The sequence below is a fragment of the Syntrophothermus sp. genome, assembly GCF_013314835.1.
In the GTDB taxonomy this organism is placed as follows: domain Bacteria; phylum Bacillota; class Syntrophomonadia; order Syntrophomonadales; family Syntrophothermaceae; genus Syntrophothermus; species Syntrophothermus lipocalidus.
This window is the reverse complement of the sequence record NZ_JABUEX010000008.1, coordinates 35,320-49,158: the sequence shown is the minus strand read 5'-3', so window position 1 is coordinate 49,158 and position 13,839 is coordinate 35,320. Positions and strand designations below refer to the sequence as shown.

The window sequence follows — 13,839 nt, the reverse complement described above, 5'->3', positions numbered from 1 at the left end:
ACTTAGTAACCTTTGCTTTCATTCTGCCTATTAGCTGAGAAATTGTGCGAGAAACAGCAAGCGAAGTGTAAGCCAAAGACGTGCATAGTCGTATTATACGACTGAGGAGGAAAAGTATATGATGCCAAGAAAGCTCACCTGCTTCTTGCTCGTTATGGTACTAATAGCCGGTTGCGGCGGGCCGGGGGTCCCCGAACGGACCAATATCCCGGAGACTGCCAGCCAACTCCGGCAAGCGGCGCGGGAATTGATACCGGCCGGCTCTGAGTTACTGCGTCCGGGTTGCACCGAGCCGGGTGTGGAACCGTCCCCGGCGGTACAGGCGGTAGACCTGGACGGCGACGGAGACCGGGAACTGGTGGTCGCCTACCGGGTACCGGGCAAACCGACACAGACCGGTGTGCTTATCGCCACCCCGGAAAAGGAGAAGTACAGGACGGTTTGGCAGCAGGAATTGGGTTATGAGCTGGCGGACCTGCGCTGTCTCGATGTTACTGGTGACGGAGTCCCCGATGTCGTGGTGGGAGGGGCTATAGGTGCTTCCGCCGGAAATTCATTGAAGGTGCTGCACTTTTCGCTGAATGATAAGGGCTTGCCAACGGTAAGGGTGGTATGGGAAAACGGGTATCACCGCATGGACATCGGCGACTTTGACCGGGACGGCCGCCGGGAAATCGCGCTCTGGTCCAAAGATACCGGCTCCGCCTGTGCGGTGGTAGTGTACCGGGCCCATCCCGACCTATCGGGTTTTCATCCGGTGGAAAGTGCCTATGCGGCCTACTTCCCGCGCGTAGTCGCTTACTACGAAGCCGAGGTCAAAAGAATGCCGGAGTCACGCGTTCTCTGGTACTACCTGGCTGATGCCCAGGTAAAGGCAGGACAGGCGGAAGAAGCCCTGCAGTCAGCAGCCAAGGGACGGCAGATGCAGGGTGAATATCCCCCCTGGGGGAACTTCAACCTGGTGGAAGGCAGGGCTCTTCTGGCTTTAGGGCGTTACGGTGAAGCTCTCAAGAAGTTTGCAGCGGTCACAGCCCAGGAGAAGCAAATCCTCTCACCTCCCCAGAAGGATAGGAACAGCTCTATCGGCAGTATGCTCAACATGCCGCTGGGTGAGTTTGACCTGGCCGACGCTTATGTGGGCCTGGGACAGGCGTACGAGGCCCTGGGACAGTACGTCGAGGCCGAAAAGGCGTACCGTCGGCCCCGGGAGTTCCTGCCTCCGGATAGCGTCCCCGTGGGGGAAAGAGAACTGCGCAGGCTGGCAGCCCGTCCCGCAGTAGATGCCGTCAGCAAGTATCTCGCGGCTCTGCGGCCGGACGATAGGGAGCAGGGAATCAAAAGATTAGAAGAATGGGGACGCAATCGTGGTTTTACGGTGCACGCCGTTGAGCCTGAATGGGGCGGATTCAGCCGGACCCCACGGGCGTTGATCCCGCAGGTGTTGCTGCTGGACGTGGGCAAGAGTTATCCCCCTGATGGCTATGACGCGCACCTTATCTGCTGGTGGCAGTTCGACCGGGCTAGCAAACAGGAGCATTTCTATTGGCAAACGTTCTTTAGTGCGGACGAGATTGAACATGGATTGACCAGAGACTATGGACTGCTAAAGGCCCGGCTTGTTGTTAACAGCGTTGATGGGGCTCCGGAAATGGGGGTATTTTTCGATACCGCGGCCTGGGGAAGCGGATCCCCTATACCCACCTACTATCTCTATCGTCTCGAGGGTCAACAATGGCGGGTGGTATGGAGAGCTCCGGCTGCCGGCAACCTCTGGCGGGGGTTTCACGGCACCGCCGAGTTTACCGGGCCCGACCTTGACAGCTTCAACATCTCCGGCGAATTGTGGACACAAGACGGGAAAGGCAACATCTTTCACGAGGCCAACCCGGGTCCTCATCGCCGGTTCTCGGACACCTGGCAGCGCAAAGGGGATGTCTACCGTCGGACCAGAGCCACCGTCATGCCTTCATCTTACAACACCCTGGTGGAGTTTATCTGGTGTTTATCCACCGACAACATTAACCGGGCTACCCGCCTGGTAACGAGCAGCCGCCTAGTGCAGAAGGCCCGCGACGCGAAGATGACTCAATCACCGCTGGGGCAGTCCTGGGGTGTGGACTTTAACGATAACACACAGCTGCTCACGGGACCCTTAACCATTACCTCAGGCCCCGCCGCCGGCACCACCATTACCTTCAAGAAGGTTGGTGACCAGTGGCTGATCGACTCCATCGACAAACCCGGAGAACATTAGTGTGGTTTTAATGGCAAATAATTAAGATGGGAACTACAACTTGCGGCTATCATTGACTGGTCCCTGGTATGTGGGGCAAGCCGGTCAACCGTCCGGAGGTAAGATAATAATTCGACGGTTGTCTCGCGCCCATGATCATTATCATGCTGCTTTCGATGGCGACGCGCGTAAACCTTTGATTGACCGGCGCGCTTTAGGTATTCTGTGAGCAGTACGGGTACATGGGGAGGGTTTGAACATGAAAAGATTACTGCTGGTTGCTTTCAGTGTCCTTACGGTGGTACTAACCTCTACCACCATTTCGGCCTGGGCCGCTGGCGCGGCTGAGGCCAGTTATACGCCTGCCAACATCGCGGTGCTGGTGAACGGTACGGCATTATCCGTTGCCCAAGGCCCGGTCCTGTCCCATAAAAACATTATGGTGCCTCTGCGCGCCGTGGTCGAGCCCCTGGGAGCAACAGTGACCTGGACTGGCACCATTCCCCAGGTCAGAATTCAGCAAGGGGACACGGTGTTCAGCCTGAATATCGGCTCGGATCGAGCTTTCAAAGAACGCGCCGGGATTTTTTTCCTGGAAGAACCGCCGGTTCTGGTCAAAGGCCATACCATGGTATCCTTGCGGTTCCTGGCCGAGGGGCTGGGCGCAAAGGTGGATTGGGACGAGACCCGCAAAACCGTTTTTATCTCGACAGGGGATTTCATGGGGCCGGAATATCCGCCCCCGGCAGTCAGCAAGCAGGAAATACCGGCCACTGACAATTACTACAGACTGTATGACCTCGAGGTTGGACCGAATAGTGGCCCTTCGGCCGAGGAAGCTAAAGCTTATGTGTTAAAGCAGGGATTGCTGAAGACCGTGAAGGACGTTCAGTTCACCCCCATTCGCTTTTGTGAAGACGGCGACACTGATACCATGGTAGTCGGAAATGATGAATTGGGCCGGGAAAAGGCCGTTTGGTTGACCAAGAACAGGTATGGAGGGACGGTGTCCGTCACCGGGTCTGTAGTGCTGGCAGAGGCGATCTCCAGAGAAAAAGTGTACGACATGCTGCGGGCCAAAGGCATTAAGACTGAAAACATAAAGAAAATGTATCTGGCACCGTATGAAAAAGATAAGATTTACTGGCTGGTCATTGCCGAGCAGGCCGATAAGACCTATCATAGTGCGTTTGACTGCAAAACCGGGACCATGGTTCTTGAAAACGTGGTTCCTCGAACTCCTTAGAGAGCACGGTATCTGCTCCGGATGCAAGTGGGGACGGTTCTAGACTTGCGTCAACTTATTGACAAGTGTCAAAAAACAGGCATTGAGCAATTTCCATCATCCAGTGGTGGCTCCAGTACGGTGAAATGGGGGGTTGCCCTGGAGCCTGCTCAAGGGCCTGGACCTACCCGCGGCTATGGGTTCCGCCGAGGCCTACGTGCTGTTGCAACAGATGGGGGAAACAGGCTACCAGGGCTACCCCGAAAACATGAGCAAGATCAAGCAGCATATCTCCGGGCTGGAGCAGACCACCTGGACCCAAAACCTGTACCGGAACTGGCTCTACACCCTGCTGCCGCTTACGTGGAGGAAAACTAATCTTAATGGACCACTCGGAATTATTTCTCCGTGACCCCCAACCCCCCCGTGTTTTCAAAGTAGTAAGAGAATATTACCCGGCCGTCTTCCAGTATGCCCAAAACTGTTGGGCACCCGGCTTTGATGGATAGTAGTGTTTCCGCCTTAAGAGTCTTGAGGTCAACACGCACGATATGGTACACATTGTCGGCGTCATCACCGGTTTCAGCGTACTGAACTGACACATAGGCCAGGTATTTGTCGTTATGTGTTACAAGGGGCCAGAACTCGGCGGAGAGCGGAACCCTTTGCGCATCATCGGTCACCCTGACCTTGAACTGTTTCATTTCCATCTGACCGTAATCGAGCCTGGTGATGTAGATGTCAGGTTTGCTGGTGCCAGCACCGACAGTGCGGGCGGAAAGCCCGTAGGCATAAGGGAAATTGCTGTCAAAGGTGTAAATGCCGTTGAAGGCGGGGTCGTCCATGGTTAGTTTCTTGGTCCGACCTGTTCTGAGATCAATGATTACGTACCCACTGATGCTTTCATACCCAGTAACCCTGGCCACTACTTTGCTGTCCTGGTCGACAAAAGCTGGTCCCTGAATATACGGAACGTATTGGAATTTCGTGTTCTCGGGAAAATGTCTGGCCAGCAGCTTTTCGGTACCGGTCTTAACATCATACAGCATCAGTCCTTGGCTCTGTGAACTATAAACAAAGTACCTGCCATCTTTGGAGACGTCAAAACCACCCCACCAATCACTGCCGAATGCTCCTTTGGCGACGTCAGAAGGAATGTCAGTAATCTCTATCACTTTCAACTGTCGATCCAGTTTGAAGACGTTGCCGCCGCTCACGATTAGATAGCCTGATTGGGTGACCTTGACGGCCTTAAACTGCTTTGGTGACGCAAATGAAGCTAGCTCGTTAAAGTTTCGGGCATCGTACACCTTCAGAGTATCTTGATATGCACTGCCCTCCTTTCCATTGTCGGAGCGAGCAAAAACCTTGCCGTCAAAACTTGCCAGCACATGCAGCGGCCATTCTTTATCGGTAGAACTTACGTTTAGCCGGGTGGGGCTCAGCTTTTGGTATCGGCCGTCGATGACAATGGATTGTGCACTGGTCGGATAGGTGTGGTGAATGCTCTTGAAATACATAGTGCCGTCGGGACGCTCTTGTAGCACGCAGGTTGTTTCCCTTACGACCCGTGTGCTCTTGGCGGAGGCCATCTGAACTAGTTTGATTGTGTAGCTGCCCTCAGCCTCGTTCTTGGTGACCGAGTCTAGCCGGATGGCCCAGGGCGTCATTTCATTGTATTTAACGTAGGAGGCCGATACGGCCATCTCCTCGATATCGAAAGCTTCTCTGTCGGTGTCATAATAAGCAGTGTAAGCAAAGTCTTTTGGTGGGTCGATATTGCTAATACAAGTATTAAGGTATTGACGAATGTACTGAGAGACTAGCTGCGGATCGATGCGCCCGAAGCCGTCATTCAACTTTTGATATGCCTGCTTGCGACAGATGACCCGTATGGCGTACTGAATCGCGTAGTCGCGGTTGATCTGCTCTGGACTTGAAAATGGCTGATTGGCAATGGTGGGTATGGCGTCCTGAATGTATTCATCCCACAGATGGGTTATAACGCTCGGATCACTCACGGCATGGTAATCCACAGTTCGTTCATCGGCTGTCGGTCGAAATACGACTGCAGCGGCGAGGAATATGCCAAAAGCTATTAAACACCACTTTACAGCTGGATTCCTGTTAAGCCACGAAGCAACCGTTTGTTAATCCCCCCACATGGTCCCTGAGCAAGTATACCTCTCTTCTCCAGGATTGCCAAAGGCGAAAATGTACCTCGATCAGAGTGAATTTCTTGTTCGTCTAGGATAAACATTCTCTCAACGAAGAACCCATTTTATGCTGACACTGTCCGGATAATAGTTTCCGTAAAAACCGGGATCAACTTGAAGATTGTCCAACACCTTAACTTGCTGATTATTGTCCAGATCCAGCAGATACAGAGAACCCTGGTCAAACCAGTCCAACCTTTCAAAAACCAGGAATTTACTGTCAGGCGACAAGGACAGCGGATAGTCCGCCTGGGTGTTCTCCGGGGCGGTTACCGGCCGCTCCACAGCATCCTTCCTGCACCATACCTGCTGACCGGGAACCGTCACTTCCTGGTGTCTGCCTTCTTCAAGCCAGGCCTCGCTTTCCCGACCACGGGCATAGAAGAGATACTGCCCGTTCATCCCCCAAAAAGGCCGGGTGTCTACCATACCAGCCTCGCCCAGGTCTTGTTCCTGGAACGCGGAATTCACTATGTCGACCACTTTCAGACGTTTATTGGTACTGGCTATACGGTCACATCCTACTATACAGGCGAGCTTCCTGCTATCCGGAGACCAGGCCAGCCATTCCGGGTAGCCCAAAGCATCTCCTATCGTAAGAAGCGAGTGCGGGTTTTGCAGGTCAACCACCTGCAGGGTCATGCCATCGGCGTTCAGGGATTCCGAGTTAAGGGCCAAAAAATACGCCGCGTAACGCCCATCAGGTGATAGTTTAAGTCCCCTCATCTCGCAAGGGTATAAACCGCTCTCGTCGCTCTCTGCACCATTAGAAGGCAGGGTAAAAAGGCGGGTACATTTGCCGTTTAAGTCCACCCTGTCAATAGCCGGGCGGTCCTTGTCAGTCACCCTCCAGCTTACAGCCATGCTCCTGCCATCTGGAAACCAAGTCAATCCGGCTACGAACCCTCGCCCAGCACAGTCAATCAATGTACGGTTGACCCATTTTCCATTTTCCAGTCGCGCCAGTTTCAAGCTTTGATCCCGGATCTCCTGGTCAACCCACTGCAGCGTTTGGTAGGCAATGGTGTTTTCTACCGGCGACCACGCAGGAGTTCCGCGCACCACGGGCTGATCATCCAGACACAGTGATTGCTCCCCGTCGGCCCGAACCACCCACAGGCGCGTATCATCAGAAAACGCGTCGTCAGACGTCCGTCGCAAGTAGGCCAGCCACTGCCCGTCCTCGGACCAACCTATGATCTGGTCTACATTTTCGCCGGGGACGAGTTGCGGCTCAGCCTCGGGTCGATTCATGTCCAGCAGCCACAACCGTTCGTCATGAACAAAGGCCATTCGCAGAGGCAGTGCTGCTTTTGCAACCCTCTGAGGCATAGGAGCAGACTCAACTGGAACATCTATGTAGACGGCTCTGTTCTTTCCGTCCCACCGGACACTGCCTCCCAGAGCTTCAAACAGGTCGCGAGCTGGTACCGCTATGCCGTACTTCCAGGGCTTCAATCCGCACCTCCAGCGGTATGTTTTACCGTCAAGCGTGTAGCTGTCGCTCCCCACTGCTGTTTTCAACTCGCGTCCGTTTATGGCAAACAATGCCTGATTATCCCGTATGTCAAATCTTAATCCCGGAATGCCTTCAATAAGTGCGAGAGGCACCAGGGCCACCCCGCTCCCAGTGTCAATATAGGCAGTACTGCCACGATAATCACCGTTACAGTACACTTTAATACCGGCATCTTCGCTTAGAGCACATGCCGCTGGACAGTATGTCACCCAGAGAAGCAGCGTGAAGATGGCTGCCAGCAGCCCCGCTGTTTTTCGCCACTGCCACATGTTCCCCCTTGAATTGTGCTCCATTTTGTTCCCTCCTGATGAGAGTGGTATTCCTAACCAACAATACGCAGAGGCGGGACGTTTCTTACATTAGAAAATTCATGCGTACCACCTGCTTTTTCTGTTAGGTTTGCTAAGGTTTTTAATTGCCATTCAGGGAATCACCGCATAACTCACCAGGCCTTCAACCTCAAGCAGGCGCTCAGGTTGTCCCTCTTGTGACGCCGCTCGATAAACGCTTACACCGGCAGCATCCCGGCGTAGTGAGTAAACAACGCGATCGGGGTCTTTATCGAGGAAATAGATTTTTCCCCCCGGGTCGCACAGCGGCCAGTAGGAGTTTAAGTCGGGCGGAATGTGCCGGAGGTATGTGAGCCGCCCGGTTTCCGGTTCCAGAAGGACGACTTTAGCCCGGAAGGGGTCGGGCACATCCGGACCCGTGTACTGGCTCCCTTCTCCCATGAACTCGCGATAATCCGGCTTGCCCTGAGAAATGAGATAGTGCTTCCCGTCCGGCGTAAAGCATCCGGGGGGAGTGTACAGCTGGGTAGTGCTCATTAGATCCCGCTTCTGACCGGTTTCAGGCTCCAAGATAACAAGCCATTTTCTATACGGGGGTCGGTGGACTTGTCGTCCCTACCACGATCCTTTTGCCGTCGGGACTCCAGGCGACGGAGGTGATGATCCGGTAAGCCGCGTCTGGCGCACCCGGATTGGTGAAAGATGGGAGCATTTCCCTTTCGCGCCCACTCGAGAGGTCAAGCACGACAAGTGCTGTCCCTTCGCCCTTTTTATCCTTTTTCCCGGAGGCTACCTGCCGGCCATCCGGGGAGAGGGCGGGCCAGTGAAAGACTCCCTCTTTGAGACGGCGCAAGATAAATGCAGGTGCTTTTTCGGAGGAACGAGGCGCGCTACTTTCCTCCGCCGGCTGTACCAGATAAAGCGCCTTTTCAGTTGCAACGAGAAATTCCTCCCCCCTGGGGTGGGCACTAAGATAAGTGACACGCTCTGCGAACCGCCTGCGGAAAACCTCTTTCTGCGTTCTGGTAATCGACGAGGATGACTTCTTGCTGTTCTGCCCCGCAATGGGCCACATGTTTTCCAGCCCAGGCGAAAAACCGCCGCGGGAAAAGGACCTACTCTTGCCTGGCCTCCCCTCCGGAAGGCGTGAACTTAAATAGCATCACTTCTTTGCCCCGGCTGTCGCGCAGCCGCCCGGTCCAGACTTCTTTGTCCCCCTCCTTCGTAATGGTACCATTGTCCTCCCGTTACCCGGCTAACCAGCAGCGTTGCCTTCGCTCTCCATTTTTACACAATTATAAGGACTTACCTCGCCCCTATCTGGATATCGCCTGTATCAATAGTCTGTCAAGCAGTAGGGTTAATTAAGAATTCCATGATTTCCCCCCTGAAGTAACTAAAATCTCCCGTTTCCAGGTGCCAAGTTCCTTCTGCTTTAGCGGGGATCCGCAAGCCGCTGCATTCCCTGTAGTCGGCATCCAACACACTGCCTGACCAGTTTTGGAGGGAGTAACCATCATCATTTGCCTGGTATCTTTGGGCCGTAAACCTGGTAACATCTCCCTCTTTGTCAAAGAAAAAAATGCCGGAAGCAGTGGTGCCTTTGTAGCTCATTATGGCTCGGGCAGAGCTTCCGTCTACCGGTTCCCACCTTATGTACTCACTCAGAGCAGCGCTGGGGAACCACATGATTTCACTGAGAAACCGGAGCAGGGTTCCCTGGTCGATTTCCTTTCCTTTTCCATCAGCTACAGTTTTCAGTCCGAGGAGTTTAATAAGCATATTCCCTTTACCATCAAGATAGCGGTCGCGGCCAACAAGCCAAATCAGAGACGCGGCTTTGACTCTTGCGCTCCAGATATAAGCAGGTTCGTCGATCACATAATACTGCACAGCTTCAAACGGCATCCAGGGCTGATCTTCTCGGGTGCGGATTACCCCTTTTTGCTTTAGATATACAGTGCTGATCCTTGGCTTTCCTACTATGTTTGCCCGCTGCAGCCATTTCTGCACGCTCGCCGGCAGACCCTCTAGATCTGACGCTGCTACTAATGAACTGGTCGCAGCTTCACCGGCTTCCTTTTTTGCGGCTCTGGATAGCACTTCTCTTACTTCTGTTTTTACCTTTTTCCTCCACATGATGTTTGCTGTCACCACACTCAGGATGAGGAGGATTAAAACTCCTGCGCCGCCCCAGAGAAGGTAGAACAAAATTTTGCTCATGGAGAGAGAGTCTCCTTTCTGCCGTGACCTTTGGGCTTTTGGGATGTGCCTTGTCGCTGGCCTTTTCTTATCCTATCACATTTTCCTATTCGTCACAGGTCTGAAACCCCAAAATTCAGATACGCAAATCGAATTTGCCTGGCAAAAACAGTTGTAAAGGTGTTAAGGCCCAGGAACAGATAAAGGCTTGTGGACAGGGGAATTGAACGCAGTCAGCAACCACTCTTACAGCAAGTAGAAACTGTTAGCAACCCCGATCTCTTCAGGCCTCCATCCTGTTATACACGTACACGCTTCTCCCGGACAAAAACGGAGTGCTAGCTCGGTTCGGATGGGGCTTTCTCCTTTGCTTTCTCCCTCAATGAAGCTTCGGCTCTGGCCAAGAGCTCTTCCCCGTTCTCTCCATCGTCAGGGTACACTGCGATCCCACATGTCCATACCCCCTGGAGCACGCCTGCTAGTTCTAGCTTATTCACGACTATCTGCGCTCCATCTCTCCCAGTTAGTGGAAGAACTAAGGCAATGGTGTTTTTCCCTAACTCCATAAAGGACAAGAGTTGCCTTCGACCCACCCCTGTTTGCCCGGTTGATTTCATTTCTTAGCACTTTTCGAAGTAAGTCGAGGGGTGAAACTTCTTTCCTGGCACCAGTACCCAACAGTTTCTTTACACGGCGTACCAGCTCCTGCTCCGAAAACGGCTTGATGAGGTATTCCACTGCTCCCAGTTCTATAGCCTGCTTGATTGTAGTGACTTTGCTTTCGACCGTAACCACCATGACTGGCACATGTCGGTATTCCGGCAGGCGTTTAAGACTGTCCAGCACTGTCAGGCCGTCCATCCCCGGCAGGTGGATATCAAGTATCACCAAATCGTAAGGCCTTATCTTTTCCCGCGCCCTAGCCAGCGCTTCCTGACCGCTCGCGGCCTCATCGACCAAGTAGCCCTTTTCCTCCAACGCTCTTCGAGTTGCAAACCTGGTTAGTGCCGAATCCTCGACGAGCAGGATACTCTTCTCTGGGAGAACCGCCAAAAGAATTACCTCCCCTCCAACCGCTTCCCGACTTTAACGTTAAATAAGCCCGTTAAGCGTTATCATTTTGATGACTGGGGCCGCATCTACCTATAGGTTTCTCTTTTTCAATGTATCCAAAAGCTTCGTTCGGCTGCGTGTGTTAAACCTATGTAACCCAAATTCGACATAAAGTACCATTATCCTCCTGTCGTTGACCTCGGGTTGTCGTCGAATAGGTGAGGGTAATGTGTCTCACATGATATGAGCTACTAACACATACTTCTGACCATAGGCGGTAGGTAAAACGGTGGGTCACAGGCGCGAGAATCCCCAGCCATTCCATCGCCATACCGAACGCTCGCGGCCTAAAGGAAATCTGCGGAGAGAATAAGAAAGCCAGCGGTAGCGGGATTCGGTTACTATCATTTCAAGGGCCTTGTCCCCATCTACGTCTCCCGCTTCCAGTTCGAGAACCGGCCGCTCCAAACCCGAGGACATCCACACCGGCTTCATCTGGTTGCCCACCAGCCTGTAAAGGTAAAGGTGGTTCCACCATTTACCATCATCACCAGAAACCCAAAACGGCCTGTGCTTCCCGAACCTGCCCCGCACCCACACCGTCATGACCAGCTCCTCCTGGCCATCATTCGTTACATCGGCTATCAAAAAGTCCTCTACTTTCCAATCCGACGGCGACTCCCATATCAGCTTATCTTCCTCGCTGACGGTCAGGATGCGCCCTTTCAGTACATAGGTTTCCAGCACGCCGTCGCCGTCGAGGTCTCTCCCGCTAACCGTCACTTCCCTGTCGATGCCAAAGAAGTAACCCAGCCACCAAAGAAAAAGCCCGGCCGCAAGAGCCAGGCCCAGCCATCTCCAACAACTCCGGTACCCTCGATGTTCCATAACCCGCTCCTCATTGCCAAACCGGTACAATCGGCCACTCTTCCATTCTGGCGGTGAATATCCCGGTCCACTTCGGAGGTTCGGGAGCCTTCCCGGAGCGCAGTATTTCCTGCCATTTCTGGTCGGTCAGGCGATCGGCGGCAGACCAGGGAAACTCGTAGTAGGAATAGACCCCACCCCGGGCTATGCGGAGCTTCCCTTCCACGGGGACGACAACGTAAATGTCTGATATATAGCCCGTTCCCTCCTCCAATACCAGGTCGGGAGGGGCCGTAGCCACGTCTGCCACCACCGGAGCCGGGTTCTCCCATATCTGGGACCGGCTCTCGACCTCATCCCGCAAAGCTTCCAGCCAGAAATGCTCCAGTTGTCCGCCGAAAGTGCGGATGAGCTCGTAATCGGCTTCCGAGAGAGGTTCGTTATTCAGTTCCTTTACCGATATGTCCTTGAGGTCCAAAGCCAGTTTCTCCAGCCGGTTCAGGCTCTCTTTGTCCCTTTCCGCTAATAGTCCCCGACTTTGTAAACCTTCTCTGGTCATGGCCGTCAGAGCTGCCAGGCGGGCGTAGACTTCGGGGTTAGGTTCCACATAGCCCCGGTCATCTCCCTGTTCCCAGCCTCCCCCCATCTCGGCATAGACCTGTTTGGCGTAAAGAACAGTATCGTGCTTCAGTTCCGTCCAGCTACCGAGATAGGTGTTCAACTCTTTCCTCGCCCAGGCCTGGTTACGCATAAACGAAGGATAACCTTCGGGTTTTTCCTGTATGAGAGGCTTGAGGGTGTACAGCCAGCTCCAATAAAGGTTCTGGGTCCAAGTGCTTTTATCCAGCCCTTTGATGTACTGTCTCATTTTGGCCATGTTCTCGGGGTAGTTGCGGTACCTGGTTTCTCCCATTTCTTTCAGAATGGCATAGGACTCACCGGAACCCATCGCCGCCGGAATATCCAGGCCTTTGGGCAGCACCCTCCTTTGTCCGTCCGGGTTCTCCTTCACTTCCCGGTAAACCAGGCGCTGGAATACCGAGGCATCGAGGGTAAACCTCTGTCCCATGAAGCGGAAGCCTTTTATCTCCCGTTCCCGATCCGGTTGGATAGTCTCGTCAAAGATGGGAACAGAGTTGATGGCCGGGGGATTCAGCTTGGCGGCTTTCTTAATAAAGAGTTCCCATTGGGAGGAGTCGGTCGCCAACTGCTTCAAGCTGACCACGTTTCCGTAAACTTCGGCCAGTACCGGTTGAAAATCCAAATAACCCAGGTCATCGCTCTTGCCCACGAAGAACGCGGTTGTGCGGTAGATGTTCTCCCAGTTCTTTAGGTTCTCTCCCCGGTTAAGAGCCAAGGTCATGAGCACGGCAGACCTAATCTCATCCTGGTCTTTCAGGCGGAAAGTAAGACGCCCGTACCACATCATGGTTTTGAAGTAGTTCTTCAACTCCTCGCTTTTAACATAGTGCCCGCGCGGGGTGTATTGGGTGTAGTCTTCTTTAAGAGATTCCAAGACATCGGGAGACTTGCCCATCGTCATCACCGGAGAAACCGCGGTCTCCTGGTGGGCCTCGATCAGTGCCAGTTCCCGCTCTACCTCTTCTTTCACCTGTTCAGGGATCTTTGCTTGCGGGTCCAAAAGTTTGTTGCCTACCGCAAAAAAGGCTACGTTCCGCCGGGCTGCATTTTCCCAAGCCGTGCCTTTCAAGCTTTCGTACTGTTTCTGAGATTCGGCCAGCATCCCTGTGTTCAGCTTCTTCAGTTCGGGGATCAAATACTGTGTTTCCACGGTCTTCAATAGCTGGTTGAAGAAGAGGTGATAGTTATGAAGCATGGCGTCGGTGGTGATGAAGTTCGGTATGCCGTCGTACCTGTTGGTTTCATAGACTATGAAGAATTCCGGGTTCTGAGCCGGAATCACGACGAAGCCGTTTGCAACCAGCAGCTTTTTGGCTTCCGAAGAGAATTTGAAACGATCCCGGTTTGTTACGTTCTCGAGATTTGTAGCTACCTTGTAGGCGGGCACCTGCGGGGTTACATCCACCTTGACTTCCTGATAGGGGGCAAAATCCGCAGCCAGTGCAGTCTCTGGCCCGGTAGGTATCGTGGCTGTCCCGCCGCCCCCGCACCCGGCAGCCAGAAACAATACCAAAACGACAGCACTTAGCCAAACAGGCCTCTCTTTCCTGATCACGCCCTCTTCCTCCCCGCTCCCGTTGTTTTCTTATCGA

Annotated in this window: 11 protein-coding genes; 3 read left to right on the top strand and 8 right to left on the bottom strand. The window is 53.5% G+C overall.

Annotation, left to right across the window (positions count from 1 at the left end):
- Positions 1-118 precede the first annotated feature (118 nt).
- The 3 genes from HPY90_RS04215 to HPY90_RS04205 all read left to right on the top strand — a co-directional run bounded on the left by HPY90_RS04215 (position 119) and on the right by HPY90_RS04205 (position 3,870).
- Complete coding sequence (locus HPY90_RS04215) at positions 119-2,254, top strand: hypothetical protein (RefSeq protein ID WP_287191554.1); 2,136 nt, start codon at positions 119-121, stop codon at positions 2,252-2,254.
- Positions 2,255-2,492: 238 nt separating this feature from the next.
- Complete coding sequence (locus tag HPY90_RS04210) at positions 2,493-3,479, top strand: copper amine oxidase N-terminal domain-containing protein (RefSeq protein ID WP_287191551.1); 987 nt, start codon at positions 2,493-2,495, stop codon at positions 3,477-3,479.
- A 133-nt stretch (positions 3,480-3,612) separates the two neighbouring features.
- Positions 3,613-3,870, top strand: a complete 258-nt coding sequence (locus HPY90_RS04205) for a DUF3160 domain-containing protein (RefSeq protein ID WP_287191549.1) — start codon at positions 3,613-3,615, stop codon at positions 3,868-3,870.
- On the opposite strand, the gene HPY90_RS04200 is transcribed toward HPY90_RS04205, so the two are convergent.
- The 8 genes from HPY90_RS04200 to HPY90_RS04165 form a co-directional block, all read right to left on the bottom strand.
- On the bottom strand, positions 3,857-5,479 hold the full coding sequence (locus HPY90_RS04200; RefSeq protein WP_287191546.1) for a WD40 repeat domain-containing protein: 1,623 nt from the start codon (positions 5,477-5,479) through the stop codon (positions 3,857-3,859). The genes HPY90_RS04205 and HPY90_RS04200 overlap by 14 nt on opposite strands.
- Before the next feature lie 243 nt (positions 5,480-5,722).
- The gene (locus HPY90_RS04195; protein WP_287191544.1) at positions 5,723-7,486 is read right to left on the bottom strand and encodes a stalk domain-containing protein; all 1,764 of its coding nucleotides are present in this window, start codon (positions 7,484-7,486) and stop codon (positions 5,723-5,725) included.
- 129 nt (positions 7,487-7,615) lie between these two features.
- Positions 7,616-8,020, bottom strand: a complete 405-nt coding sequence (locus tag HPY90_RS04190; RefSeq protein ID WP_287191542.1) for a hypothetical protein — start codon at positions 8,018-8,020, stop codon at positions 7,616-7,618.
- A gap of 810 nt (positions 8,021-8,830) precedes the next feature.
- Positions 8,831-9,706: a DUF6544 family protein gene (locus HPY90_RS04185; protein WP_287191539.1), complete on the bottom strand. Its 876-nt coding sequence runs from the start codon at positions 9,704-9,706 to the stop codon at positions 8,831-8,833.
- A gap of 317 nt (positions 9,707-10,023) precedes the next feature.
- Positions 10,024-10,182 carry a hypothetical protein gene (locus HPY90_RS04180; protein WP_287191535.1) on the bottom strand — a complete coding sequence of 53 codons (159 nt, stop codon included), beginning with the start codon at positions 10,180-10,182 and terminating at the stop codon, positions 10,024-10,026.
- Entirely contained in the window at positions 10,175-10,738 is a 564-nt protein-coding gene (locus HPY90_RS04175; RefSeq protein WP_287191532.1) for a response regulator, read from the bottom strand. The genes HPY90_RS04180 and HPY90_RS04175 overlap by 8 nt, the downstream gene beginning before the upstream one ends.
- Before the next feature lie 294 nt (positions 10,739-11,032).
- Positions 11,033-11,626, bottom strand: coding sequence for a hypothetical protein (locus HPY90_RS04170; protein WP_287191528.1), 594 nt, complete (start codon positions 11,624-11,626; stop codon positions 11,033-11,035).
- A gap of 10 nt (positions 11,627-11,636) precedes the next feature.
- Entirely contained in the window at positions 11,637-13,802 is a 2,166-nt protein-coding gene (locus tag HPY90_RS04165; protein ID WP_287191524.1) for a DUF3160 domain-containing protein, read from the bottom strand.
- Between the last annotated feature and the right edge of the window lie 37 nt (positions 13,803-13,839).

What these genes read in the sequence shown, in the direction of transcription:
- HPY90_RS04210 (WP_287191551.1), top strand. Translation starts at nt 2,493, where the DNA reads ATGAAAAGATTACTGCTGGTTGCTTTCAGTGTCCTTACGGTGGTACTA.
- HPY90_RS04170 (WP_287191528.1), bottom strand. Translation starts at nt 11,626, where the DNA reads ATGGAACATCGAGGGTACCGGAGTTGTTGGAGATGGCTGGGCCTGGCT.
- HPY90_RS04195 (WP_287191544.1), bottom strand. Translation starts at nt 7,486, where the DNA reads ATGGAGCACAATTCAAGGGGGAACATGTGGCAGTGGCGAAAAACAGCG.
- HPY90_RS04215 (WP_287191554.1), top strand. Translation starts at nt 119, where the DNA reads ATGATGCCAAGAAAGCTCACCTGCTTCTTGCTCGTTATGGTACTAATA.
- HPY90_RS04190 (WP_287191542.1), bottom strand. Translation starts at nt 8,020, where the DNA reads ATGAGCACTACCCAGCTGTACACTCCCCCCGGATGCTTTACGCCGGAC.
- HPY90_RS04185 (WP_287191539.1), bottom strand. Translation starts at nt 9,706, where the DNA reads ATGAGCAAAATTTTGTTCTACCTTCTCTGGGGCGGCGCAGGAGTTTTA.